The organism is Pseudocitrobacter vendiensis, from assembly GCF_943590815.1.
GTDB classification, from domain to species: Bacteria; Pseudomonadota; Gammaproteobacteria; order Enterobacterales; family Enterobacteriaceae; genus Pseudocitrobacter; species Pseudocitrobacter vendiensis.
In genome coordinates this window covers 24094-49321 of sequence record NZ_CALSBS010000013.1, presented here as the reverse complement: position 1 = coordinate 49321, position 25228 = coordinate 24094, and the positions used below count along the sequence as shown (strand labels likewise).

The window sequence follows — 25228 nt, the reverse complement described above, 5'->3', positions numbered from 1 at the left end:
CGGTCAGTTGTTGTAGAAGTTGACGGACTGCGGCGTGTACGGCGTGCCGGTGCCGAGGAAGCGCCGCCGCACTTCGCGGGCGCGCTCCATAGCCGCCGCTTGCCGCGCCAGTTCCAGCGAAGCGGCCCGGTCTTGCGTGATCTGGAGCTGCTGCGCCTGGATCGACTGCTTGGCCTGCAAAGCCAGGAGCTGGTTCGTCGCCTGCATCGCTTGCAGCGCGCCGGTGGCCGACTGGCTCTGGCTCACGAGGTCGGCCAGCGCGCTTTCGTCTTGGGCGAGGTTCTGCGACACCTGCGCCTGCATCCGCATCGCGGTGTGCAGGCCGTTCAAGGTGTTCTGCCAGCGTTCGCGGGCATCCTGTGCCATGCGGTCGCCGCTGATGGTGGAGGCGTACTGTTCCGGGTACAGGCGGGCGAACGTGGCATCCATGCTCTGCACGTCGTAGGCCAAGCCGCGCGCCTCGGCGATCAGGCGCTCGGTGGTGGCGAGCGTCGAGCGCAGGCGGTTGACGATGTTGAAGTCGAGATTTGCCAGGTTCCTGGCCTGGTTCATCAACATCTGCGCCTCGTTCTGGAGCTGGTTGATCTGGTTGTTGATCTGTTCCAGCGTGCGCACGGCGGTCAGCGTGTTCTGCACGAAGTTGGACGGGTCGAACACCGTCAGCGCGGATGCGGGCTGCACGGCCAACAGCGATACCGACAGCACAGCAGCGAGTGAGACAGAGAGCAAACGGGGCTTGGTCATCATGGCGAAACCTCCAGCGGTTGAGAAGCGAGAAAGGAAGCTGCCGCCGGAGCGGACGGCAGCAGGTCGGCGGCCCAGCCGAGGCCGCGATGGCGCAGCCACGCGCCGGCGAAGCCGGGAGCGCCGGCCTGCGTCAGCACGCGGTCAATGTCGCGTTGGTCTTGAGGGGTGGATGCGCTCGCGAATGCGAGCGCGACAGGCCCCAGGTCGAGGTCGAACAGGCGATTGCCGAGGCGCGACTGGTAGTAGTAATCGCGCTTGGGCTGGGCGGTCGCCACGATCTCAATCTGGCGGCTGCTCAAGCCGAAGCCTTCGTAGATCGTGCGAATCTGCGGCTCGGTGGCCTGCGGGTTAGGTAAGAAGATCCTGCTCGCGCAGCTTTCGATGATGGCTGGCGCGATGGTCGAGTCCTTGATGTCGGCCAGCGACTGCGTGGCGAAGATGACGCTGACGTTCTTTTTTCTGAGCGTCTTGAGCCATTGCCGGATGCGGGCCGCGAAGGACGGCTCATTGAGGAACAGCCACGCTTCATCGAGGATCAACAGCGTGGGCGCGCCGTCGAAACGTTCGTCGAAGCGGGCGAACAGGTAGCGCAGCACCGCTTGCACGGCGGCCGGGCTGTGCATCAGTTCTTCCATCTCGAAGCCCTGCACGTCGGCCATGCCCAGCCGGTCGTGGTCAGCGTCCAGCAGCTTGCCGTGTGCGCCGCCCAGCACATAGGGCGCGAGCGCTTGGCGCAGCGCGTTAAACTGCAATAACACCGACAAGCCGGTCATGGTGCGCTGCTCCACCGGCGCACCGGCAAGGCTTCTCAGCGCCGACCAGATGGCAGCCTTCTCGTCCGGGCCGACCGTCACGCCTTCGTGCAGCAGCCGGCCCTCCACCCATTCGGCGGCCCAGGTGCGGTAGCCCTCGTGGGCAATTCGCGCGAGTGGCTGGAAGGCGATGCCGCCATCGGCGCCGAGGTCATAGTGCTCACCGCCAAGGCCGAAGATGGTGGCGCGCATCGAGCGGCCCATGTCGAAGGCGAAGATCCGCGAGCCGAAGTAGCGCCGGAACTGCATGGCCAAGATGGCGAGCAGCACCGACTTGCCCATGCCGGTCGGCCCGGCGACAAGGGTGTGCCCCACGTCGCCGATGTGCGTCACCAGCCGGAACGGCGTCGCGCCATCGGTGCGGGTGACGATCAGCGGCGGGCCATCGAGGTGTTCGTTCTTCTCCGGCCCAGCCCATACCGCTGACATCGGCATCATGTGCGCCAGGTTCAGCGTCGAAACGATGGGCTGACGCACGTTCGCGTATGCGTTGCCGGGGACGGACGACAGCCAGGCATCGACTGCGTTGAGGGTTTCGGGGATGGTCACGAAACCCCGGCCCTGGATGACGCGCTCCACCATGCGCAGCTTCTCGTCGGCCACGGCCGGGTCGGCGTCGAGCACCGTCACCGTGGCGGTGAGGTAGCCGAAGGCGACTTGATCGCTGCCCAGCTCCTGCAAGGCGGCATCGGCGTCGGCGGCCTTGTTGCTGGCATCGGTATCGACCAGCGGGCTTTCCTGCTGAAAGATCGTTTCGCGCAGCAGCGCGATGACGTTCTTGCGCTTGGCGAACCATTGGCGCCGCAAGCGCCCCAATTCCCGTTCCGCCTCGGCTTTGTCCAGGCACAGGAAGCGCGTACTCCAGCGATACGCAAAGCCCAGGCGGTTGAGGTCGTCCAAGATCCCCGGCCAGGTCGAGGTCGGGAAGCCTCGTACCGACACCACGCGCAGGTGCTGATCGCCCAGCATGGGCGCCAGGCCGCCGACCAGCGCGGCATCGGCAAGCAGTGCGTCGATATGGAACGGCACGTCGGGCACGCCGACGCGATAGCGCCGGGTGGAGACTGTGGCATGCAGGTAGGTCAGCGTCTGGCTATCGTCCAGCCAGGCAATCTCCGGCATCACACCATCGAGCAGGTCGAACACGCGATCGGTCTCTGCCACGAAGGAATCAAGCCGACCACGCCAGTCCACACCCTCAGTGGGCCGGTTCTCGTACAGCATCCCAGCCGCACGGGCGCGAGACTCTTGCGGCGGTAGGTGTTGCAACGTGAAGTGATAGACGCTCTCGAAATGGCCATCCGACTCCTCGAACGCCGCGCGTCGCTCCTCATCCACCAGCCAGGACAGTGGTTCGGGAAAGGAGGATTGCGGATAGCTCGATGCCCGCATCCGCTCGGCCTCGATATAGAAGGCCCAGCCAGACCCGGTACGGCGAAGCGCGTTGTTCTGCCGCGCCGACGTGGCAATCAGCTCGCCCTGTGTCGCACTGTCCAAGTCGGGGCCGCGAAACTGGAACGTGCGTTGAAACGAACCATCTTTGTTCAGCACAACGCCCGGCGCGACCAGCCCGGCCCAGGGCAGCCAGTCGGCAAGCAAGGCCGGGCGCTGACGATATTCGGCAAGGTTCAGCATGGCGTCCTCCCCTCACACGTCCAGAAGCGGGCGGTGTTTGATATGCCGCGCGAAGACCTGCATGAACTGCGGATCGACGCGCGCACCCCATACGGCCAGCGAGTGGCCGACGATCCAGAGCACCACGCCGGGAATCCACAGTTGCAGGCCCAGCCCGACGGCGGCGGCCAGCGTGCCGTTGGCAATTGCCACGGTGCGCGGCGCGCCGCCCAGCAGGATTGGCTCGGTCAGCGAGCGATGCAGCGGCACCTCGAAGCCTGGAAGGTCGCTGGCCGTACTCATACGACGGCCCCGCCGGAGAACGAGAAGAACGACAGGAAGAACGAGGAAGCGGCGAACGCGATGCTCAACCCGAACACGATCTGGATCAGCTTGCGAAAGCCGCCGCTGGTGTCGCCGAAGGCCAGCGCCAGGCCCGTGGCGATGATGATGATGACCGCGACGATGCGTGCCACCGGCCCCTGGATCGACTCCAGAATCGACTGCAAGGGCCCCTCCCACGGCATCGAGGAACCGGCGGCTTGCGCCGTTCCGGCCAGCAACAGCAGCAGCGCGGCCAGCAGCAGCCCCTGCCTCGCAGGGCGGGTGAGGCTGCGCAGCCGCGCCAGGCCGGACAGGCGAGGAAGCGGATTTACGGAAAAGCGGAAAGAATCAACGTGCGTCATGGCAGTTCTCCAAGTTGGTTGGGGGACGGGAATGTGCAGCGGCGTCGGCTGCGAGAGGAACCGGCGTCAGCTCGGGAAACGGCGTTTCCAGTGCGTCCGCCAGGCGATAGCCGGTGCCGTCGAAGCCGACGACACGGGCGATGGTTTCGACGTGGCGCTTGCGGCCGCGTCCGGCGATGTTGATGACGACGTTGACCGCCTCGGCGATCAGCGCCCGCGGCGGATTCACAGCGACTTCGAGAATCAACTGTTCGAGGCGCAGCAACGCGCCCAGCGCGGAGCCGGCATGGATGGTCGCAATGCCGCCGGGGTGGCCGGTGCCCCACACTTTGATGAGGTCGAGGGCTTCGCCGCCGCGCACCTCGCCGACGATCACGCGGTCAGGCCGCAGGCGCATCGTGGCCCGCACCAGCTCGGTCATGGTGACGACGCCGGCGCGGGTGCGCAGCGGCACATGGTCGCGGGCCGCGCATTGCAGCTCGATGGTGTCTTCGAGCACCAGCACGCGGTCGCCTGTGGCGGCGATCTCGGCCAGCAGCGCGTTCGCCAGCGTGGTCTTGCCGGTGCTGGTGCCGCCGGCGATTAGGATGTTCTGCCGCTCGCGCACGGCGCGGCGCAGGAACTCGGCCTGCCCGGCGGTCAGGATGCCGTCGGCCACGTAGCGATCCAGGCCGATGATGCTCACGGCCCGCTTGCGTAGCGCGAAGGCTGGCCCCGGGGCGGCCGGAGGCAGGATGCCCTCGAAACGCTCGCCGGTTTCCGGCAACTCGGCGGTCAAGAGCGGCTGGCCGCGATGCACCTCCGCGCCGACATGCGCGGCGACCAGGCGGATGATGCGTTCACCATCGGCCTCGGGCATCTCCACGCCCAGCGGCGAGCGACCCGACGACAGCCGATCCACCCACAGGGTGCGATCGGGGTTGAGCATGATTTCCACCACATCCGGGTCTTCGAGCGCAGCGGCGATCAGCGGCCCCATTGCAGTGCGCAGCATCTGGATGCGGCGATCCTGGGACGCTGCTGCGGATGAGCGAGGTTCGGGCTGGATCTGTGGAACGGCACTCATGACGCACGCTCCGCAGTTCGTTCATGGGCGGAGGCCATCGCTGCTGCGTCATCCATCTGCATCGGATCGGGGTGCAGTTCCTCCACCACGTCGCGCACCAGACTGCGGCCACGCAGAAGGTGGCGACCCAACTGTTCGACGAACTGCTCGAAGCGCACCTTGCCCTGGGCGCGTGCCGCATCCTGATGGGCTTCGGGCACCGGCGTGCTGACGGTCAGGAAGTAGCGGATGAACAGCGCCAGCGTTTCGATCTGGATGTTCTGGTCGCGCTCCAGGCGTTCGGTCTGCCGCGACAGTCGATCCAACCGCTTGGCAATGGCGGCCTCGCGCTGGTCGCCAGCATCGGGCGACAGCCAGGACGCCAAGGCCGCTGCGACGATGGACGACTTGGACACGCCTTTCTTGGCGGCCAGTTCGTCCAGGCGCTGGGCGTGCTCGGGCTGGATGAAAAGATTGAGGCGGTATTGGCTCATAGGTCGATTCCGTCGTTGGGGTCGAGGGAAGCCAGCCGGGCCGTGCGCTGCATGGCCGGGTCGAGCTGGCCGGGAAGCGGCAGCGCCAGGTCGTCGTCATCGAGCAGCGCCAGGTCGTTCGCATGTGCGTCCGGCTCGGGGTCGTAGGCGACGGTTTCGGAGAGTTCGGGCTGGCGGCGTGGGCCGCCGTCATCGGTGCCGCCCAGGCCATCGGCGGATGCCGAGGCCGGCGCCGCAGGTACGGCCGGGATCGCCAAGCCGCTCCAGTCGTCGGGGCGGGCTGGCGGCGCGTCGGCGTACCTCCCGGCTACGAGCGCGGGCGGTGGCAGGACGCGATTCTTGAAATTGGCGTCGGCGTAGTAGCGCAGCTTCTTCGCGCGGATCGGGGCGACGCTGGACACCATGACCACGGCGTCATCAGGTGGAAGCTGCATCACCTCGCCGGGCGTCAACAGCGGCCGTGCAGTTTCCTGACGCGACACCATCAGGTGCCCCAGCCACGGAGCGAGCCGGTGGCCGGCGTAGTTGCGCTGCGCGCGAAGCTCGGTGGCGGTGCCGAGGGTTTCTGAAATCCTTTTCGCCGTCCTTTCGTCGTTGGTGGCGAAAGTCACCCGGACATGGCAGTTGTCGAGGATGGAATGGTTCTGCCCATACGCCTTGTCGATCTGGTTCAGGCTTTGAGCGATGAGAAAGCTGCGGATGCCGTACCCGGCCATGAAGGCAAGCGCGGACTCGAAAAAATCGAGGCGGCCCAGCGCCGGAAACTCGTCCAGCATCAGCAGCAGCTTGTGCCGGCGCGCGATGCCATCGCTGCCGTCGAGCGATTCGGTCAGCCGCCGCCCGATCTGGTTCAAGATGAGCCGGATCAGCGGCTTGGTGCGGCTTATGTCGGAGGGCGGCACCACCAGATAGAGCGATACCGGGTGCTCGGCGGAAATCAGGTCGGCGATGCGCCAATCGCAGCGCGATGTGACTTCGGCCACGGTCGGGTCGCGGTACAGGCCGAGAAACGACATGGCGGTGGAGAGCACGCCCGATCGCTCGTTGTCCGACTTGTTAAGCACTTCGCGGGCAGCGGATGCGACAACCGGGTGAGGCGCATCGCCCAGGTGCTTCGTCGTCATCATCCGGTGCAGCGTCAGCTCGAACGGACACGCCGGGTCGCTGAGGAAGTTGGCGACGCCGCGCAGCGTCTTGTCCTCGCCTGCGTACAGCACATGCAGGATGGCGCCGACCAACAGCGCGTGACTGGTCTTTTCCCAATGGTTCCGGCGTTCGAGTGCGCCATCGGGATCGACAAGAATGTCGGCCACGTTCTGCACGTCGCGCACTTCGTGCGCGCCGCGCCTCACTTCCAGCAGCGGGTTGTAGGCTGCCGACTGCGCATCCGTGGGGTTGAACAGGAGGCAGTGGCTAAACCGCGAACGCCAGCCTGCGGTGAGCGTCCAGTTCTCGCCTTTGATGTCGTGAACGACGACGGATGCGGGCCAACTCAACAAGGTGGGAACGACCAGGCCCACACCCTTGCCCGAGCGCGTTGGTGCGAAGGTCAGGACGTGTTCCGGGCCTTCATGGCGGAGGTACTGGCCGCGATGCAGCCCGAGGAAAACCCCGTCGGGCTGGATCAGCCCAGCTTTGCGTATGTCTTCCGCATCGGCCCAGCGTGCCGAACCGTAGGTGGTGACAAGGCGCGCTTGCCGCGAGCGCCACACCGACATGGCGATGGCGACCACCACGGCCACCAGACCACTTCCACCCGCGATGGCCCCGCCGATATCGAAGACGTGCGGCGCGTAGGCATCAAAGAAGAACCACCACTCGAACAGCCGCCAAGGGTGATAGACCGGGGTTCCAAAGAAGTCGAACCATGGCGAGCCAAGGCGTAGTTGATAGCCCAGGGCGGCGGCTGTCCATTGCGTTGCACCCCACACGCCGGCGATCACGATGCCGAATACGGCGGCGATCTGCCCGAACAGTACGCCCTGAGCTTGCATTGACTGGCCTCCGATTTCCCTGCACTGATTCCTCGTTCAAAAGCGGCACAGGAACGTGCCGCATAGAGCGAGGATCGGTGCCGCGTGGGTGCCCGTCAAAGACCGTTTTGAGCACAACGGTCGAGGGAAAAGAAAGAATGAGCGGCGGGGCGAGTCGAAGACAAACGCCGCAAACTAAAGCACCCTATGGCGCATTTGGAGTTTCCAAGAGGTTGCCCAGAAAAAAATTCTCGCTGGGTCTCGCTCCCCTCATGAGCAGAATCTAGATATCATGGGAAAGAATTATTTATTGAAATCTGGATAAGAATGAAAGATATCAAGAGCATGGATCTCAACTTACTCAAGGCGCTGGACGTATTGTTGGACGAACGCAACGTGACACGGGCGGCAGCACGTCTTGGACTAACCCAACCGGCCTTGAGCGGCATGCTTGCGCGGCTGCGTGAAAGCTTCGGCGACCCGCTGTTCGCGCGTGCGCAGCGGGGCATCGTTCCGACGCAGCGGGCGCTAGACATAGGGATATCTGTCAAACAGGTGCTAGCGGAAATCGACGCGCTGCTCCAGCCACCTTCTTTCGACCCGGCCACCGCACAACTGACCTTCTCCATCGCCGCGACGGACTATGCGCTGCGTGCCATTGCTGTCCCATTTCTATCGGCACTCAAACAGCACGCACCGCGCGTTCGAGTCTCATTAGTGCCAGTCGAGAGCGGACTGCTACAGAACCAGCTTGAGCGCGGTCAAATCGATCTAGCCCTCCTGACGCCAGAGATCACTCCGCCAAATCTGCATGCCCGAGAGCTATTCAAGGAGCACTACGTGTGTGTCCTGCGGGAAGACCATCCAGCGGCTATGGGGCGCAAGCTGACAGTTAAGCAGTTCTGTGCTCTCGACCATGCGCTTGTTTCCTACGATGGTGGAGGTTTCCGCGGCGTCACCGACGATGCGCTAGAACAGTTGGGCAAACAACGAAGCGTCACACTGTCGGTCAAGAGCTTTCTGATCTTGCCAGACATCCTGCGTGCCAGTGACATGGTCGCGATCTTGCCGAGCCGCTTGGTCGCCGGTATGGACAAGCTGGCTATCTCCCTGCCGCCGATGAAGATACCGGGGTTCACCAAGACGGCTGCTTGGCACGAACGCACCCATCACGATCCAGCACATCGCTGGATACGAGCACTGCTGTTCACTTCCTGTGCTAACAACAAGTAGGCAAGATGGCTCTCATCGTCATGCTCAGCACAACTCTGCCTCGCACTACAAATATGCAATCAGCCGGCTCAATTGGAGACGGACCCTTTCGTAGCACCGCTGCGAGATAGCCTTGTCGGCGGATGGCAGAACCTAGACGCTGATATCAAATTATATGATTTCAAAAATAAAAAATTAGGATTTCACTTATTTCACAGGGAGGCTCATGATTGCTCTATGACCACTTGAATGACGCAGCCACCCCTGTTGCGTCATTGACATTTTGTGAAGGAGCTTCGATATGAGCAAGCAACAGAACGCCATCCTCTGGCCCGAAGGCTACACGCCGGGCTTTACTGAGAATTTCGCCTCTAATGAGATCATCGCCGCCGGCTTGAGCGCGGCCGACGTATGGCCGCTACTCGTCACACCATCGCTGTGGCCAAGCTACTACGCCAACTCGGCTAACGTGCGCTTTCATGGCGGCAAAGGCCCGGTACTGGCCGACGGCGATCGATTTTATTTCGAGACCTTCGGCTTCCCGGTAGAGGGGCAGTGCAACGAGTACGTGGCACCTGCGGATGGGCAACCCGGCCGCGTGGCCTGGCACGGCTGGTCCGGCGAGGAAGGCACAGATACGCGCCTGGATGTGCATCACGCCTGGCTGGTCGAGAACCTGGACGGCGGGCGCGTGCGCATCCTCACGCAGGAAACGCAGAAGGGCAAGCCGGCCGAGGAGCTGCACAACGCCAAACCCAACCCGATGATCAACGGCCATCAGGACTGGCTCGACAGCTTGGTCGAGACAGCGCGCAAAGCCAAGCAGGCGTAATGGTCGCTGGCCGCTTGATCCCAAGCGTCTGAACTGAGAAAACCATGATGGGAACTCCCCTCGAGATTCTGCTGGTTTTGACTTCGCAGGCAACGATGGGCGACGACCCGCGCCTGACCGGCGTGTGGTTCGAGGAACAGTCCACCCCGTACTACGCCTTGGTCGATGCAGGTGCCAATGTGGATATTGCGTCAATCGCCGGCGGCGAGATTCCGGTGGATCCTCATTCCATAGCGAGCGAAGGCATGAACCCGCCGAGCGTGGAATGCTTCCTCGATGACAAGGTGTCGATGGACAAGCTCGAAGGCTCGCTGAAGATCGACAGCATCGCCCCGGAAGGGGGTGCGGTGATGTTCCTGCCCGGCGGCCATGGCACCATGTGGGACTTACCCGGAGCGGGGCGCTCGTCAATCTGCTGTCGGGCGCTTGGGCTGACGGCAGGGTGGTCGCGGCGGCCTGCCACGGCCGAGCCGGACTGGTTAATGTCAAGGAAGCGAATGGCCAGCCGCTGGTTGCCGGCCGTCGCGTCAGCCCCTTTGCCAAACGCATGAGCCGCGAGACTGGGCTACCTGTGGCAGTGAGTTGGGGCATCGACGATCCGCGAATGGCCGAGCACGTGATCGCTGGCAGGTAGATGGGTTTGGTGATTCTTGGCCGCGCCATGCTAGCCAACCCACACTCTTTCTCCACCTTTGCAGGAGCTGAAGGTGGAGCACCCGGAATGGCTGCTCCACCGCCTTACGCGCACTGGCTCGAACTCTCCCGAGGCTGCGGCAAGCTCACCACATATAACGACTAGGAGGAGGTGACCGTGCGAGTTCCCAGAACCCGATCCAGTCTGTGTCGCAGGGTGTCCCAGTGACTACGCTATCAAAGGAGCTAGTACTCAACTCGATAACTTGAGCGTGATAACGCCCAGGATGATCAGCGCCACGCCAAGGTATCGCATCAGGGAGGTTGGGTCGCCATAGAAATGAATTCCGACTAAGAACGTTCCCGCCGCTCCGATACCCGTCCACACCGCATAAGCAGTCCCAATCGGTATCTGACGCTGAGCAAGCCATAGGAAGGCGCCGCTAATTGTCATGAAAGAGACGGCTACTGCGACCCCACTCCAACGCGATGTTGGCTCTTGCGCCATTTTCAGCCCGACCGGCCATCCGATTTCAAACAATCCAGCCAAAACAAGATAGATCCAGCCCATTGCAATTCTCCTTCAAGTTTTTCATATCCGGCATACATACTCCAGCGTGACCACCAGCTTAGAACTTCGGCGGCTCTTTAGGTGTGGTGTAGGGCACATCGCCATCTTCGTAAAAGCGCTTTCGCGTAGCCTCGGCAACCCGGTTACATAGTTGGTCGCCCAGCATAGGACGATCCAACTTGCATTGCTGGCGCAACTTTTTCAGCCGCTCAGGATTGAGCGCTAATTCATCGACCGTCGGAAGGTTGCCTTTATCTGGTTTCCCGGATGGGCTGCAGGCTGCCAGTGTCGAGGAAAGCAATATGAGAGCAATCTTCTTCATGGTTAAGTTTCCTTGGGAGATTGTGTGATGGTTTACCGCCGACTTTTGGCGTCTGGAGATTTGATCGAATGAACGCGTTCCATGAAGCGAGTCAGTATTTCTGACGGCTCGCTGGCCGGTCGTAGCAGATAGGTCGTGAGCATGGGCGAACCTCCAGTCAGCGGCCGTGCGACCACACCCTGTTCCCTGCTGGCAGTAATATGCGCACCTCCTGTGAGGCCTAGTGCAAGTCCCGCCGAAACCAGGACCATCATTAGATCGCTGGAAGTCACGCGTTCGGCAATTAGAGGCTCAATGTCCACGCGACGTAGCACCCGTTCAACTTGCCGAGCATGGCCCTCACACGCCACCGCGTCGCAGAGCACCAGCGGATACCGCAACAGCTCTTCCAGGGGAATCTGTTTGTGGGATAGCAAGGGGTGCCGTGCGGGCACAGCTACCATCAGAGGGTCACTCCACACCGGCACGGCGATGATGCCTTCGCCGACTTCATCCGATTGAGCGAAGCCGAGATCGTACAGTTCGCCACACAATCCCTTGATTTGCTGTGACAAAGGCACTTCGAAGAAGCGAACTTCCACTTCCGGCTCTTCCTGCCGGCAGAGCGCCAACAACGCAGGCAGGCGCGATGGCGTGATTCCATCAGACAATGCAATACGGAGCTGGCAATGAAAGCCATTGGCTGCGGCGTTCACACTGTCGCGCGCCTGCTGCAAAGCTGCGAAGACACGGGGTACGCTCTCAAAGAAGAGTCTGCCTGCACGAGTCAAGCGGGTGCTCCGAGTGGTTCTCGCAAATAGCGCTACGCCCAACTCCTCTTCAAGCTCTTTGATGGCGCGCGACAGCGGCGATGTCTCGATGTGGAGGCGCTCTGCGGCTCGGGCAAAGTGCAGTTCCTCTGCCACCGCTAGAAAGTAGCGCAGATGCCGAATTTCCATGTTCGCATTCCTCCTCACTTAGGCCTCACCACCTTCGCCTTGCGCCACGCTATCTAGCCTTCGCAAGCTGCTCCAGCAAGCTTCCCCGATCAAACAGGTGGGCCGGATAGTGCTTTTGCCAGCACACCCCATTGCACGGCTGTCTCGGCCCGCGTGCGGATCAGCGAAGCCTGCGCTGACATCACCCCCGCCTCAGCCTCGGCCACCACCGTGGCGTCCACTTGTCCCGCCTCAAACAGACGGCGGCTGCGATCGAGCTGACGCTCCGCGACTGCGACCCCCTCGGTCTGATGCTCCAGTGCGGCGTGCTGCGTATGCCAACCGAGGTATGCGTTCTCTACGTCCTGCAATGCACTCAACAAAGTGCGCTCGAACTCCGCGCGCGCAGCTCGGCTGCGCGCCTCTCCGGTCTCGATGCCGGCACGGATCGCGCCACCATCGAAGATCGGCAACGAAACCCCGGCCCCAAGTGAAAAAATGTTGCCGGTAATGCGCGTCCCCGCACTCTCAACGCGCTGCCGTCCGCCGCTCAGGTCCAACACCAGCTTAGGGAAGCGTTCGCCTTCGGCTGCGTTCCAGCGCGCGGTTTCGGCTGCGAACTTCGCTTCGGCGGCGCGCACGTCGGGCCGCTCACTCAGCAGGTCCGCAGGTATGCGTGTCGGTGTCCAATTGGGGGCGGCGAGTGAAGCAAGAGTCGGAGAAGCTGCAGACGCTCCGGGCGTTTGTCCCGCTAGTACATCAAGTGCATGCGTCGCCTCGCCGCGCGCACGCCGAAGTTGCTCTTGCTCCACACGCAGTGCGACGACGCCGGAGCGGGTTCGCTCGATGTCGAAGCCGGTAGCTTGTCCGGCCTCGAACTTCCGTTGTGTCAGCAAGACGAGTCGCTCGGCGGATGCCAGCCGCGCCGTGGCGAGCGCTTCGAGTTCACTGGCTTGGCGCTGCTGCACAGCCGCCGACACTGTTTCAAACGCGACCTGCCAACGCGTGGCAACCCACGCTTGTTCGGCTGCCACCGCATCCAGGCGCGCACCTTCTGCTGCCTGCGAAAGCCGCCCCGACAGGTCTGCCTCCCACGATGCAGACAACGTGGCGCGGCCATCATTGCCGATCGCAACGTTCTCTGAATAGTCGCGTCCTCGAGTTGCCTGCGTGCCCGCGGACAACGAGGGGAGCAGGGAGGCCCGTGCTCGCCGCGTGGCGGCCGAGGCCTCGTCGACGCGCGCGCGCGCAATCGACAGTTCGGTGTTGCGCTCCAGCGCCGCCCGGACTAGGACATTGAGCTGTGGATCGCCGTAGGCCGTCCACCAGTCGACGGGAAGAGTACGGCGGGATGATTTGTCCAGGATGCCTTCACCTCCCTCTTCATTTGAGAAATGGGCCGGTACATCCAGGCGAGGCGGATCGGCAGAGTGCGGAGCATGGCTGCAAGCCGCAAGAAGCATTAGCGGCGAAATCATGGCCATGAGGCGATAGCGTTCAAGAATTTGAGACATGGCAGGTCCTTGCATTCCGAAAAAGTCTTGACGGACTGTTTTACGCCTTCTACTATACCGACTGGACTGTATATGACTCAAGCTTTTTTTGGAGCACGACCATGCCGCCTCGCGCGAAAACAAAGTTGCCCCCCCCGTCCACCGCCCATAGCAGCACCGATGCGCAGCCCGTTCTCCAGCAAGGAGCCCAGCTAACTCGCGAGCGCATCCTGCAGGCCGCTCGCGAACTGGTGCTGGAGGAAGGCGCCAGTCGTCTGACGCTGGACGCCGTCGTCGTGCGGGCCGGGTTGAGCAAAGGGGCGTTTCTCTATCATTTCAAGACCAAACGCGATTTGTTCGTGACACTGATCGACGAGATGATCCGGGCGTTCGACGCGGTACAAGCCAATCACGAGCGCAGGTTTGCCGGAGATTTGTGGCTCGCGCTCAAGCGGATTCCGATCAGCGCGGCCTCTGCAGCCTGGGCAGGAATCGGGCTACTTGGAAACTTGGGTATCGGCGCCCTCTTGCTAGGCGATCTCGCATCAGTGACGCGCTGGTCTGGCACCGCCCTCATCGCAGCAGGCATTGCCTGTCTTAGTTTCGTTTGATCAAGGAGACCCATTATGAAGAGCAAAACTGCATTGATCCGCGGCGGCATTTTTTTTTGCGTAGCAGCCGCGCTCTCTGGATGCGCGACCAACAGCATGACGCGCTCCGGATTTCTCGGCGACTACGAGAAGTTATCGCCGACACGATACGAGAACGTACTGATGTACCGCGCAGCGGGATTCGAGCCCAAGCGTTATGCCGCTGTCGTGGTGGAAGATGCGCAGATCAAGACCGCCTCGGGTCGCATCGATGGGCTCGATGACGCGCAGCAGCGTGAAGTGCTAGACCATGTGACGAGCGAACTGAAACGCCAGGAAGGCAAAAGTCCCGCCACCCCAGGTGGCACGGGACAGGTTCGGGTGCGTGTAGCGGTCACCGAACTGCAGACACCGAATCGGGCAGTCAATGCAATGACGACCCTGCTGGTTGGACCCGTGACGACGGGCGGTGCCAGCCTAGAGTTCGAAGCAGTCGATGTAAGTACGGGACGACGCGTTGCTGCCGCCAGTTGCTTCGAGCGCGGCAACGTCATTAAAGAGTTCGCCGGTTCGTACACATTGCTGGGTCATGCCAAAGCGGCGATCACGAACTGCATCGAGCGCATCGACAGCGCTTGGCGGGACACGCAGCCATGAGCAACGCTTCACAGGCTTGGCTCCGGCAGGATGCCATGGTCGGCGGTGATCACAAATGGCTGGCGGGTGGCGACTGGACGATAGAGCACTACGCCAGTCTGGCAAAATCCGTGTCCGCCGCCCGCATCAGCCATGCCGAGGGGTACGCCACTCCCTTGCTCGACTGGACGCAAGTCCAGAGACTGGACACCGCCGGCGCGGCTCTGCTGGTGGAAATTCTCGGGCCAGACTCGATACTCGACCGGCCGGAGGCAGCTCCAAATCTGTCCCCGGATCGCCTCGCCCTAATGAAAGCGCTTGCCGCCGCTGCTACCGCTCAGCAGAAGACGGACAAAGCAGCGGTGAGCGGGAATCCTCTGCTCCGCGGTCTGGGACGCATAGGCCTGACCGTGGAACAGGGCTGTCGTGCGTGTCTTGGTCTGGCCGGGTTCGTGGGTCAGATCATCGAAACATGGAGCCGTACCGTTCGTCACCCGCGTCGCTGGCGCACGACCTCGGTGATCGCTCAAATCCAGCGGTCAGCGGTGGACGCCATTCCCATCGTGGCGCTACTGAGCTTCATGGTAGGAATGGTGGTGGCGTTCCTGGGCGCAACGGTGCTGGCCAACTTCGGTGCGAGCATCTTCTCGGTGCATCTGGTCGCCTTCTCGTTCATGCGCGAGTTCGGAGTGCTGCTCCCGGCCATATTGATTGCAGGCCGTACCGCAAGCGCGTATACCGCCCAAATCGGTTCGATGAAGGCAAATGAAGAGATCGATGCGCTTCGCTCCAACGCGCTCGACCCCATCGAGTTGCTGGTGCTGCCACGCGTGCTGGCGCTTCTTGTGTCCTTGCCACTGCTCACATTAGTAGGCATCTTGGCTGGCATTGTGGGCGGCGCCACTGTATGCGCACTGAGCTTGGAGATTCCTCCTGCACAGTTCCTTGCCATCGTGCAGGAAAAAATCGAGGTGCGCCATTTTCTTGTCGGAATGAGCAAGTCCCCGCTCTTCGCGGTGATGATCGCCGCTATCGGCTGCCATGAAGGGTTCAAGGTCGCCGGTAGCGCTGAGTCGGTAGGCGACCACACGACTTCTAGTGTTGTGCAATCAATCTTCATGGTGATCCTGATCGATGCCATCGCTGCACTGTTCTTCATGGAGATGGGCTGGTGAGCGCGGTGAAGGAAGACACCGACAACGGTGTGCGACACGCTATTGAAGTGCGCGGCCTAGACAACAGGTTTGGAACCCAGCAGGTCCATCAGGACCTGGACCTGGACGTGCGACGCGGGGAAATCCTTGGCGTGGTGGGAGGATCAGGCACCGGGAAATCCGTGCTCTTGCGTAGCATCGTCGGGCTGCAGAAGCCGCATTCGGGCGTGGTCCGTATCGGGGGGCGCGACCTACTGCGAGCCCAATGGCTTGCACGCGCGCGTATGGAGCGAAGGTTCGGCATTCTGTTCCAGAAGGGCGCGTTGTATTCATCGCTGACCGTCTTGGAGAACGTCGCTCTTCCTTTAATCGAGCATGTCGGTCTGGCGCGGCCTCTTGCCGAGCGTTTGGCAAGAAGCAAGCTGGGCTTGGTGGGGTTGCCTGCCGGAGCGGGAGACAAATATCCGGCCTCGTTGTCCGGAGGCATGGTGAAACGAGCAGCACTGGCGAGAGCCTTGGCGCTTGATGCGAACATCCTGTTTCTTGACGAACCCACCGCAGGACTGGATCCAATCGGGGCTGCATCTTTCGACCAATTGATTCTGACCCTGCGCAATGCACTGGGTCTCACGGTGTTTCTGGTAACCCACGACCTCGATACGCTGTACACCATATGCGACCGTGTCGCGGTCCTGGCGAACCAGAAGGTACTCATCAACGACGGCATCGAGGCAGTCGAGCGATTCAAGCACCCGTGGATACAGGAATACTTTCACGGCCCCCGTGGCCGTGCGGCCGCACAGGCCACTGGTGCTTCCAGCCAAGAGACGCAGCCATGAAACCCTTCCGCATCTGCATCATTCTTCCGTCGCGCACGCATTGGGCTGGGCGCACGCAATATTTACACTCTGAAAACGAGGTGGTCTGATCATGGAGCCACGTGCCCATCATGTATTCATTGGTCTGTTCGTCGTGCTGCTCGGTGCGATTGGTATCGGCTTCGCGCTCTGGCTCAGCGACACACGTTCCGACCACGATTACCAGTATTACCGGATCATGTTCGATGAGCCAGTGACCGGGCTTACGCCCGGCAGCCAGGTTCAGTACAGCGGAATCACGATTGGCGAAGTCGTTGCACTTTCTCTTTCGCCGCCTGACCCAAGGCGGGCGATAGCGCGCGTGCGTATCAATGCCACCATCCCGGTCCGGCAGGATACCCGCGCTGAATTGGTCATCACGGGAATTACCGGCAACGCGGTGATCGAGTTGAGCGACGGTGGGCCAAACGTGCCATTGCTGGATCGGAAAGAGGACGAGGAACCGTTGATCCTCGCGCCACGTTCGGCGATGGCATCCCTGGTCTCCGGCGAGGGTAACAGCATGACGACACTCAACGGCATCTTGCTGCGCACGCAGGAGTTACTGTCGAAGGAGAATTTGGCTCTTGTGCACCGCAGTCTAGTGAATCTCGAACAGACTACGGGCGCGGTCGCTGACCAGAGGGCCGAGATCGCGACGTTAATCAGCAATCTGACCGAAGCAAGCAGAGAATCGACAGCTGCCGTGCGCCAAGCAAATAGCACTCTTCGCGATGCCAACCTGCTACTAAATAACGATGGTAAGCAAATCATGGTGAACACGCGTGATGCAACGGCATCCCTCGAACGCGCCGCTTTCAGGGTTGAGACGCTACTGCAAAACAATCAGGAATCGCTGAACCAAGGCATGGCCGCCACAGGCCCTGCCATGCACGAACTCCAGCAGGCGCTGGCCAATCTAAACACCGTGCTGCGCCGACTGGATCGCAATCCGGCGCAATACCTGCTCGGTGGAGAGAACATTGAGGAAACCAAGCCGTGAACACTTCCGCCAGGATGATTCCCGTCGCTGCCGCGACTATGACGCTAGTACTCGGCTTGTCCGCGTGCAGTGTGCTTCCCAAAACAGCTCCAATGGTCACCTACAAACTGCCCGACTATCACATCGCCCAGGCGGAGAGTACGCCACGCGCCGTTCCTGGACCTGGGGCGCTGCGCGTCTACGCCCCTGAGAGTAGTCGCGTCCTGGATTCGGAGCGGCTTTTCATTGCGCAGCCCGATGGTCGCTTGTCGGCTTGGCAAGGAGTGCGTTGGGCCGACCCCGCACCGGTGCTGCTACGCGACCGAATCGTCGAAGCCTTCATGCGCGATGGGCGGTCGACTTCGGTGATTACCGATAGCACGCCAATGAGCGCCGATATGGAGTTGCGCAGTACGCTACGGGCGTTCCAGCTCGAATACCGCGGCACTGAAGCGATCGCCGCGGTTCGGGTTCGGCTCGATGTGCAACTGGTCGATCCGGCCAAACGGACTGCTATTGCCAGTAGACGCTTCGAAGCAATCCAAGCTACAGGCAGCAAGCGAGAGGCAGATGTGGTGAGCGCGTTCGGTGTCGCGACGGACGTGTTGGCCGGGCAGATCGTTGAATGGGCAGTTCAGGTCGGGGCAGCGCGTTTGCGAGTTGCACCGGAATCGGCAAGCAACCATGCACCCACAGCGTCGGCGATAAGCACAGACTAGTCGCCTTAACGGAGCACAGAAGCTAGGGCCAGAACGCTGCTCGACACCTTAACTCGGTACGACAGCCTACGGCCCCTATCCAATCCCAGGACCTCGTTGCCGTCCAACCTCCCATGACACACCGCCGCCGCGTACAGTCGCGGCGATCTGCTGCCCCAGTCGTGGCTCGATTATCGGCCGCCAAGGCACCAGACTGAACCCCATGCCGTCATCGAGCAGCGCATAGCGACCGCTGGCGAGAATGACCGAGCGCCGGTAGATGCCGGCTACGCGCTGCCCGTCTGTGACGTGCCGATGCTCCAACCCACTATCGGCGGCAATGTGCTGGGCGGCCTGCGCCAGCTCCCGATTGCGCAGCGTTTCCAGCAGATTCCGGGAGAGAATCACCCGCTGCCCACGCCGCTGGGCCAGCCCCTGTTCTTCGAGGAAGTCGGCGCGCTGCTGCAAGGCTTGCTTGGCATCGCCACCAAAGCCCAGGTCGCCCAATCCCCGGCCGCCGCCGATCAGTTGCTGGTCGAGCCAGGTGGCGCCGATCACGCGGGCCTGCCGCTCGATCGGCAGGTGAGATTTCAGGTCCACGGCCACGCCGCCCAGTCGCTGCGCATCGTACTGGCGCCCACGCTCGGATAGGTCGTCCGGCACTTTCCATAGCCCTTCCGCCACGCGCTCCACGATGCCGGCCCGGCGCAGGGCTTCCAGCCGTCGGACGTGGGCCGCGACGACTTCCTGCGGGTCGCGGCCGGGCTTGGCTCGGCCTTGCTCGATCGCCAGGTGATGATCGGTACGGTACAGGCCATCGCTCGCCAGTGCGGCGATGTTCTTGTCCGCCGCCCGTACCTCGGCAGAACCACGCACCTCCACCACCGCGCCGGTGGGGTAGCTCGCCAGTTCGTCGCGGGCGTTCAAAGCGACGTAGTGGGCCTTGCCGTCCACGCCGTCGATGACCAGATAGCCGCGGTCGTGCAGCTCGTCGGCCAGCCCCTTGGCGGCCACGCGGCCGACGAGGGTACGGCCGTCGTCGGCCGGCTCGAATACCGCCAGCTCGCGCGGCTGGCCGCTCATGGCGCGCTGCATGGTGCGGATGATGTCGCCACGCTCGCCCAGGGCACGCAGGGTCTTCTCAGCGTCGGCATGGATGGCCCAGGTGCTGGGCTGCACCTCGTCGGCCAGGCCGAGCCGCTGCAAGCGTTGCAGCCGGCCGATCAGTAGCAGGCGCTGGCGTTGCAACGTCGGTTCGTTGAAGCGTTCGATCCGCACCCGGTCATCCTCGCCGACCTCGCGCTGCAACGTGCGGTCGAGGCTCGTCCACCGCTCTTGCTTCACCTCGCGCTGCCAGGTCTGCTGGATCTCCAGTTCGGTGCGCGGCCCCAGCCATTCCGTCGCCAGCTCGGCGGCGCGATGGCGGAAGCCGTGGGCGATGTAGTCGCCCGCGATGACGAGGTCTCTGCCGGTATCGTCGCGTCCGCGCACGATCAGGTGCGTGTGCGGGTTGTCGGTGTTCCAGTGATCGACCGCCACCCAATCCAGCCGCGTTCCCAGGTCGGCCTCCATGCGGTTCATCAGGTGCCGGGTGTAGGTGCGCAGGTCGTCCAGCTCGGCTCCGTCTTCCGGGGAAACAATGAAACGGAAATGGTGTCGGTCGTCCTGGCAGCGTTCCTTGAAGGCATCGAGGTCGGCATGGTCGGTCTGCGGCCCGTAGGCACGGCCCGGCTCGCCGTCCCGGCCGGCACCGTCGCGCTCGATGTAGCGCAGGTGCTTGGCGAGCGACTGCGGGCTGGCGTTGCGCTGGTTGACCAGCAGCGTCTTGACGGTCACGCGCCGTGACATGGGTGTCAGCTTTGCACCTGCGAAGCGCGCTGCCGTATGGCCGCGCCCAAGCCGTGAGCCGGGCCGCTGGCCCGCGTGCTGGCCGCTCCCGCCAGCGACAGGACGGCGCACCGCCGACTTGCCGCCGCTGGCTTTGCCAGCCCGCTTGAGCACCTTGGAAACGAAGCTCTGGCCCTGGCCTTTGCCTCGGTTCTTCGGCGCGCCAGGGCGCACCCGGAAATCGTCGTCGCGGCGGTCGGTCATGGCAGCGCCCCTGGCAAGCTCCGGCGTCTCCGGGCGTGCGAAGCACGCGGACATGCCTGCATTGGCGCGGGCCTCGCGCCCCACGCGGCACGGCGGCAAAGCCGCTCCGTGCCGCGCCACCCCCATGTGCAGACAGGCCTTCGACGCGGCCCGGTGCCGCGTCCTTTTGTCTTGCCTTCCGCCTTTGCCCCTCGCTCCCGCTCCGGGCATCGGCGGCCCGGCGGCGCTGCTGCACCAGCAGCCAGCCCGCCGGCGAACACGCCAATGGCCGCAGGCCAGGCGCGTTCGAGGCAAGACGCCTGCACGTTGGACGGCTGCGCCGAAGGCAGCGCGAAGTGCGGTGCGAATGCACCCGCACTGCACGTGCGATGACAAGGCGACGAACAGTAGAACGACATGCCCGATGGCACGATGAGAGGCGCGGCAAAGTGCAGCGAATCGGCGGCCATCATGGACGTGTCTCCAGCCAGATCGGATGCGCAACGCCGATCGCGGTGGATGCACTGACCGGCCCGAAATAGCGGCTGTCGAACGACGCTGGGTTGGTCACGCTCAAGAGGAACAGTTCGCCCGGTTCGAGACGGCGGCAAAGCTGCAAGGATGGCAGCGGTCGGCCCTGCCGGTCGGCAGGCAGGGCGGCGGCCACCGGCACGCCGTCGATGCGAACCTGGCCGGCGACGATGCAGACGTGTTGTGGCGCGACTGCGCCCACACGTTTGAGCAGCGGAACGCGGGTCGGTAGGTAACTGCGCTGCGCAGCCAGCATGGCGGCCCTGTCGGGCAGCGGCACCAGCACGATGCTGTCCACGGACAGCGGACGTGGCCGCGAGGCGGTGCGCGGGTCGAACGGTTCGATGCGATACCAACCGACCGCCACGCTGTCGGACGGGTTGTAGGCCATTCGCGGCAGGGGCTGCACGAACGCAGCCCAGGCCAGCGCAGCGAGGCCGACGGTGGCGAAGCCTGCCAGCACGAGGCGAGTGCGCAGGCGCGAGCGAGGATGCGGCACGGGGCCGGTCGTGGAAATCGTGGTCATGGCAATGCCCTCCCTGCCAGCCAGGCGGCGTGCCGTTCTGTGGTGTATGTGGGTAACGCCGAGCGCGCTGCGAGCCGGTTCGCGAGCGTGCGCCAGTACGCGGGCGATGTGTCTGCGGCTGCGATGCCCAGCGCCTCGATGTCGTCGATGCGTTCCAGCACGGCGCGAACGTTGGCATCGCCTTCGGCGTGCAACAGCAGACGCGCGCCCGGCTGCACGCCGGGGATGCGTTGCACGGCGTCCAGCGGCGTGGCGGTCTGCATCACCATGAGCTGCCAGCGGATCGTGCCGTAGTCGTTGGCCTGCCAACGGATGCGGCACAGAACCGCGTTCGGCAGGAACACGGCGCAGCGCCGCCAGCGGTCGAGCTGGAGCGTGCGCGCCGGTTCGCCGAAGCGCAGGTAGAGCTTGAAGCGGGGTTCGATGTAGGTCAGCGCCACGCGCGTCAGCGGCACGTTGCCGGCCTGGCCGGCGAGTGTCGAAGGCGCCGGCGGCGGTGCAGCCGTGGGCGCACTTGCTTTGGGGGTGTGGGCGGTCGAAGCGGATGCGTTCACGGCGTGCCCTCCGGGGGAAACTCCCGCTCCAGCAGGCTGCGCAGCAGTTCGGCTACGGTCACGCCTCGCGTGAAGGCCGACACCTTGATGCGCGCCCGCATGGCGGGCGTGATGTCAAGCGTCAGTCGAGCGGTGTAGAGGTCGCCTTTCTGCAAGGCATCTGCGTCGCCCTGGCGAATCCACGCTTCGGCGTGCGGATTCGCTGGGGGACGTACACCGATGCCGACGCGCTTGCTGCGTGGTGATGGCTTTCCAGTCATGTCGGCCACCGCAGCAGTTCGTCGGTGAGCGCGGCGATCTCGCGGGCAGCGGCGCTGTCGGGCGCGGTTTCGCGGGCGAGCCGGCCAGCGGCTACGCTGTCGGCAAAGACGATGCGCTGGTGGATCTCCGAGCGCAGCGCGGGCAGCGGCTGTTCGGCCAGCGATTGCCGTGCCTCCCTGCCGATGATGGTGGTGCTGACGCGCCGGTTGATGACGAAGGCCGCGCGTAGCGCTGGCCGGAACACCTGTGCTTCGCGGATCAGTGCGACCATCTCGGCAGAAGCCCATACGTCGTAGGGGCTGGGCTGCACGGGGATCAGCACGCGCTCGGCCGCCAGCAGCGCGGAGCGCGCGAGGGCGGCGATGCGCGGCGGGCCGTCGATGATGATGTGATCGGCCCGCCTGGCGAGTTCTGGCGCTTCCTGATGCAGCGTTTCGCGGGCAAGGCCCACGGCGCTGAACAGACGGGGCAGGCCCTGCTGGCTACGCCGCTGCGTCCAGTCGAGCGATGACCCCTGCGGGTCGGCATCCAGCAGGATGACATGCAGGCCGCGCATCGCCAGTTCGCCGGCGATGTGCGTGGCGAGCGTGGTCTTGCCGACGCCGCCTTTCTGGTTGAGAAACGCGAAGATCATGGCGCGGCCCTCCGAGCTGGAAAGCCGGCCTGGGCGTGCCATTTCGTGGTTGTCCACCGAAACGGCGCGCTTCTACTAAAAGTTATGTATTTCTTGTTAGGTAAGTTAGAGGGAACGCAAACCCGCGCCGTTGTTGGCTTTCCGGCGTTTTCGTACTCCTGATAGCACGAGGGTCGTACTCCTGATAGCACGATACCCGGTACTCCTGATAGCACGAGGCCGTCCACAGGTTCTCCCGCAGTTATCCCCGTGCCGCGTGCGGCACGGGCCGGAAGGTCAGCAGCTCGGTGTTGTCGTCCGGCATCCGCTCGATGCCGAGGACGTAGCCGGGCAACGACTGCCGCGCCACCAGGGCGCGCACGTCGTAGGCGAAGTCCGAGAAGCGGGCCGCGCTGCCGGATTTGCGGTACAGGTGTCGGAAGTCGAATTGCCAGCCGTGCTCCTGCCGCCCGCCATGCTTGCGCACCAGGCGGTACAGCCAGCGTTCGATACCGCCTTTCAAGCGGAAATAGGCCGGGTCGATGGTCAGCACCAGGGCGGCGTCGAGCACGCCGGCATAGAACCAGTCCGGCAAGATCAGCTCGATGCCCAGCGGGGTGCCGCTGGCGTCGGCGAGTTCCTTCCACTCGTTGATCCACGAGAAGCGATGCAAGCGCCTTCCCGTGGTTTCGCGGATGGACGTGGCCACCGTGGTCGATTGCAGCCGGTCGAGGGCGGCCTTCAGGCGCTGGTAGTCGTTGAGGGACGTGCCGCGCCCGATGAAGCGCAAAATCTCGTAAGGCGTGGCGCGTATCCAGCGCGACGGGCGCAGGCCCGCGTCGCGCGCCTCCACGATCTGCGAGGCGGCCCATATCAGCACGTCGGCATCCCATATCGTTGCGATGCCGTGCTCCTGCGTGCCTTCCACGCGAATGGTGACGTTCCCGCTGCGGAAGTCGATCGGCGCCGTGCGCCGCGACTTGGCAAGCGAGAAGAACGGAAAGGCCATCAAGTCCTGGGAATCGCGTGGCGCCATGTCGCCCGGCAGCGCTCGGAACAGATCGAGCTGTTCGCGCTGCGGCAAGGCTTGCCCTGGCGGGCTGGACATGGCGAAGGCCACCCACGCGCCGACGATCAGCGGCCATCACGGTAGTCGCCCGCGTGGCGCTCGGCGTATTCGGGATCGGACGTGGCCTCGTAGCTGCGCTGGTCGGCCCAGGCATCGAGGTCGGACACCGCGTACATGACGCGGCGGCCGAACTTGCGGAACTTGGGGCCGCCGCCGATCACCCGCTGCTTCTCCAGCGTGCGCGGCGACAGCCGCAGGTAGTCGGCGGCTTCGTCGTTTGTCAGGTAGCGTTGAGGCTGCGAGGTCGCAGTGACGGCAGCGGCGGCAGGCCGCGAGGGAGCAGGTCGCATGGGATGTACCTCCATCAAGCCCGGCCACACCACGCGGCCGGATAGAGGCACTCTCAAGAAAGCAAGGCTTCTTGCTAAGGGACGATTCGCACGGGTCGAGAAACGTCCCCCCTAATGCGACGGGAACATTGGAAGCTGCGCTAGTCGGCGGTAGCCGCCGTGCATCAGCTCATCGCCGCGGCGTACCAGCCGCCGCACGCGGGCACGCAATGCACTGTCTTTGTGCCAGTCGGCCGCGACGGCATCCGCGCCGAACAGACCTTCGGCCACTTCGCGCAAAGAGGCTCCCGCGAGGGTCGCGTCGAGCGCTTGCAAGGTATGCAGTTCCAGCAGCGCGGCGGGCGTGGGGCGAGAGCGGGCTGTTGCCACAGGCGCGGCCACGGTTGCGGCAGATAGCGCATCCAGCTTCGCAGCGAGCGTGCGGTAGCGCGCACAGGGCGTGGCGCAGGCGCGTGTGGCGTAGAGATAGGCCGAGCCATCTTCTAGGTCGGGTGCGAGTGCGAGCCGAACGCAGCAGCCTGGCCAATGCGATACAAGCACCAGGCGCTTGCCGTCGTGGGTCAGTTGCTTGCGCCCAGGAATGCGCCAGAACTCGAAGGTATGCGCATCGGGTGGTGGGTCGGCGTCGGGGTATAGCTGCACCACGCCGTCGTGATCGGGGAACCAAGCAGGATGTGCATCGCGCGCATCCAGGCCGGGATCTTCCAGCAGGCGCAGGCCCCAGGCCTGCGCCGCATCTGGCTTGCGACGCCGGCGTAGCCAGTCGCGCCGGTAGCTTGCATTCCTGCGCAAATACTCCCAAGCCAGCGCTGGGCCATCGAGGTGCAGCGTGTAGAGATACGCGGCCGTGGGATACCAGTGTTGGCTGCTGCGGTCAGTCATGGCGAAACCTCCCTGTTTCTGGGAACGTCGCCACAATTCCGCTGTGCGGGAGCTATCGAATCGCCATCAAGTGGTCATCAAACTCGGGTTACGCTTTAACTGCT

General features: G+C 63.7%; 28 protein-coding genes. 9 read left to right on the top strand and 19 right to left on the bottom strand.

The features are described 5' to 3' along the window. Positions 1-3 precede the first annotated feature (3 nt). The 7 genes from trbJ to NMC31_RS14560 are packed head-to-tail and all read right to left on the bottom strand — an operon-like array spanning position 4 to position 7392. Positions 4-747, bottom strand: coding sequence for a P-type conjugative transfer protein TrbJ (gene trbJ / locus NMC31_RS14590; RefSeq protein WP_006378800.1), 744 nt, complete (start codon positions 745-747; stop codon positions 4-6). Beyond that, positions 744-3194, bottom strand: a complete 2451-nt coding sequence (gene trbE / locus NMC31_RS14585) for a conjugal transfer protein TrbE (protein WP_006378801.1) — start codon at positions 3192-3194, stop codon at positions 744-746. The genes trbJ and trbE overlap by 4 nt, the downstream gene beginning before the upstream one ends. A 12-nt stretch (positions 3195-3206) precedes the next feature. After that, entirely contained in the window at positions 3207-3476 is a 270-nt protein-coding gene (locus tag NMC31_RS14580) for a VirB3 family type IV secretion system protein (protein ID WP_006378802.1), read from the bottom strand. Then, positions 3473-3859: a TrbC/VirB2 family type IV secretion system protein gene (locus tag NMC31_RS14575; RefSeq protein ID WP_006378803.1), complete on the bottom strand. Its 387-nt coding sequence runs from the start codon at positions 3857-3859 to the stop codon at positions 3473-3475. The genes NMC31_RS14580 and NMC31_RS14575 overlap by 4 nt, the downstream gene beginning before the upstream one ends. Beyond that, positions 3846-4925: a P-type conjugative transfer ATPase TrbB gene (gene trbB, locus NMC31_RS14570; RefSeq protein ID WP_022652184.1), complete on the bottom strand. Its 1080-nt coding sequence runs from the start codon at positions 4923-4925 to the stop codon at positions 3846-3848. The genes NMC31_RS14575 and trbB overlap by 14 nt, the downstream gene beginning before the upstream one ends. After that, on the bottom strand, positions 4922-5398 hold the full coding sequence (locus NMC31_RS14565) for a CopG family transcriptional regulator (RefSeq protein ID WP_006378865.1): 477 nt from the start codon (positions 5396-5398) through the stop codon (positions 4922-4924). Before NMC31_RS14565 ends, trbB begins: the two co-directional genes overlap by 4 nt. Further along, on the bottom strand, positions 5395-7392 hold the full coding sequence (locus NMC31_RS14560; RefSeq protein ID WP_016487822.1) for a conjugal transfer protein TraG: 1998 nt from the start codon (positions 7390-7392) through the stop codon (positions 5395-5397). Before NMC31_RS14560 ends, NMC31_RS14565 begins: the two co-directional genes overlap by 4 nt. 306 nt (positions 7393-7698) lie before the next feature. Here NMC31_RS14560 and NMC31_RS14555 point away from each other — a divergent pair, with 306 nt between their 5' ends. From NMC31_RS14555 to NMC31_RS14545, 3 genes are all read left to right on the top strand, one after another. Next, the gene (locus NMC31_RS14555; RefSeq protein ID WP_006378991.1) at positions 7699-8604 is read left to right on the top strand and encodes a LysR family transcriptional regulator; all 906 of its coding nucleotides are present in this window, start codon (positions 7699-7701) and stop codon (positions 8602-8604) included. A 280-nt stretch (positions 8605-8884) separates the two neighbouring features. Beyond that, positions 8885-9415 carry an SRPBCC family protein gene (locus NMC31_RS14550; protein WP_016487823.1) on the top strand — a complete coding sequence of 177 codons (531 nt, stop codon included), beginning with the start codon at positions 8885-8887 and terminating at the stop codon, positions 9413-9415. Between the two features lie 44 nt (positions 9416-9459). Beyond that, a complete protein-coding gene (locus tag NMC31_RS14545; protein ID WP_006378996.1) occupies positions 9460-9966 on the top strand; it encodes a type 1 glutamine amidotransferase family protein in 507 nt (168 codons plus the stop codon). 335 nt (positions 9967-10301) lie between these two features. Here the strand turns inward: NMC31_RS14545 and NMC31_RS14540 are convergent, their stop codons facing one another. From NMC31_RS14540 to NMC31_RS14525, 4 genes are all read right to left on the bottom strand, one after another. Continuing rightward, positions 10302-10619 (bottom strand): DMT family transporter, encoded by a 318-nt coding sequence (locus NMC31_RS14540; protein WP_000539741.1) that lies wholly within the window; start codon positions 10617-10619, stop codon positions 10302-10304. A 58-nt stretch (positions 10620-10677) separates the two neighbouring features. After that, a complete protein-coding gene (locus NMC31_RS14535; RefSeq protein ID WP_016487824.1) occupies positions 10678-10941 on the bottom strand; it encodes an EexN family lipoprotein in 264 nt (87 codons plus the stop codon). A 32-nt stretch (positions 10942-10973) separates the two neighbouring features. Beyond that, complete coding sequence (locus tag NMC31_RS14530; protein WP_006378999.1) at positions 10974-11879, bottom strand: LysR family transcriptional regulator; 906 nt, start codon at positions 11877-11879, stop codon at positions 10974-10976. 89 nt (positions 11880-11968) lie between these two features. Continuing rightward, positions 11969-13372 (bottom strand): efflux transporter outer membrane subunit, encoded by a 1404-nt coding sequence (locus NMC31_RS14525; RefSeq protein ID WP_016487825.1) that lies wholly within the window; start codon positions 13370-13372, stop codon positions 11969-11971. Between the two features lie 101 nt (positions 13373-13473). On the opposite strand from NMC31_RS14525, the gene NMC31_RS14520 reads away from it, so the two are divergent. The 6 genes from NMC31_RS14520 to NMC31_RS14495 all read left to right on the top strand — a co-directional run bounded on the left by NMC31_RS14520 (position 13474) and on the right by NMC31_RS14495 (position 18289). Then, positions 13474-13962 (top strand): TetR family transcriptional regulator, encoded by a 489-nt coding sequence (locus tag NMC31_RS14520; protein ID WP_022652185.1) that lies wholly within the window; start codon positions 13474-13476, stop codon positions 13960-13962. 15 nt (positions 13963-13977) lie between these two features. Continuing rightward, positions 13978-14598 (top strand): DUF3313 family protein, encoded by a 621-nt coding sequence (locus tag NMC31_RS14515; protein ID WP_016487830.1) that lies wholly within the window; start codon positions 13978-13980, stop codon positions 14596-14598. Continuing rightward, positions 14595-15752, top strand: coding sequence for an MlaE family ABC transporter permease (locus NMC31_RS14510; protein WP_016487831.1), 1158 nt, complete (start codon positions 14595-14597; stop codon positions 15750-15752). Before NMC31_RS14515 ends, NMC31_RS14510 begins: the two co-directional genes overlap by 4 nt. Then, positions 15749-16570 (top strand): ABC transporter ATP-binding protein, encoded by an 822-nt coding sequence (locus tag NMC31_RS14505; RefSeq protein WP_016487832.1) that lies wholly within the window; start codon positions 15749-15751, stop codon positions 16568-16570. The genes NMC31_RS14510 and NMC31_RS14505 overlap by 4 nt, the downstream gene beginning before the upstream one ends. A gap of 91 nt (positions 16571-16661) precedes the next feature. Then, positions 16662-17591: an MlaD family protein gene (locus tag NMC31_RS14500; RefSeq protein ID WP_016487833.1), complete on the top strand. Its 930-nt coding sequence runs from the start codon at positions 16662-16664 to the stop codon at positions 17589-17591. 92 nt (positions 17592-17683) lie between these two features. Continuing rightward, on the top strand, positions 17684-18289 hold the full coding sequence (locus tag NMC31_RS14495; RefSeq protein WP_223231737.1) for an ABC-type transport auxiliary lipoprotein family protein: 606 nt from the start codon (positions 17684-17686) through the stop codon (positions 18287-18289). Between the two features lie 75 nt (positions 18290-18364). Here the strand turns inward: NMC31_RS14495 and NMC31_RS14490 are convergent, their stop codons facing one another. From NMC31_RS14490 to NMC31_RS14455, 8 genes are all read right to left on the bottom strand, one after another. Beyond that, positions 18365-20359 (bottom strand): relaxase/mobilization nuclease and DUF3363 domain-containing protein, encoded by a 1995-nt coding sequence (locus NMC31_RS14490; RefSeq protein ID WP_016487835.1) that lies wholly within the window; start codon positions 20357-20359, stop codon positions 18365-18367. Between the two features lie 448 nt (positions 20360-20807). Then, on the bottom strand, positions 20808-21395 hold the full coding sequence (locus tag NMC31_RS14485; RefSeq protein ID WP_006379345.1) for a S26 family signal peptidase: 588 nt from the start codon (positions 21393-21395) through the stop codon (positions 20808-20810). Next, a complete protein-coding gene (locus NMC31_RS14480) occupies positions 21392-21949 on the bottom strand; it encodes a DUF2840 domain-containing protein (protein ID WP_006379346.1) in 558 nt (185 codons plus the stop codon). Before NMC31_RS14480 ends, NMC31_RS14485 begins: the two co-directional genes overlap by 4 nt. Beyond that, complete coding sequence (locus tag NMC31_RS14475) at positions 21946-22209, bottom strand: hypothetical protein (protein ID WP_022652187.1); 264 nt, start codon at positions 22207-22209, stop codon at positions 21946-21948. The genes NMC31_RS14480 and NMC31_RS14475 overlap by 4 nt, the downstream gene beginning before the upstream one ends. After that, complete coding sequence (gene parA / locus NMC31_RS14470) at positions 22206-22844, bottom strand: ParA family partition ATPase (RefSeq protein WP_003092312.1); 639 nt, start codon at positions 22842-22844, stop codon at positions 22206-22208. Before parA ends, NMC31_RS14475 begins: the two co-directional genes overlap by 4 nt. A gap of 241 nt (positions 22845-23085) precedes the next feature. Next, entirely contained in the window at positions 23086-23931 is an 846-nt protein-coding gene (locus tag NMC31_RS14465; protein WP_022652188.1) for a replication initiator protein A, read from the bottom strand. A 26-nt stretch (positions 23932-23957) separates the two neighbouring features. Beyond that, positions 23958-24242 carry a helix-turn-helix transcriptional regulator gene (locus NMC31_RS14460; protein WP_001247107.1) on the bottom strand — a complete coding sequence of 95 codons (285 nt, stop codon included), beginning with the start codon at positions 24240-24242 and terminating at the stop codon, positions 23958-23960. 111 nt (positions 24243-24353) lie between these two features. Then, positions 24354-25124, bottom strand: a complete 771-nt coding sequence (locus NMC31_RS14455; protein WP_006379424.1) for a DUF2285 domain-containing protein — start codon at positions 25122-25124, stop codon at positions 24354-24356. Between the last annotated feature and the right edge of the window lie 104 nt (positions 25125-25228).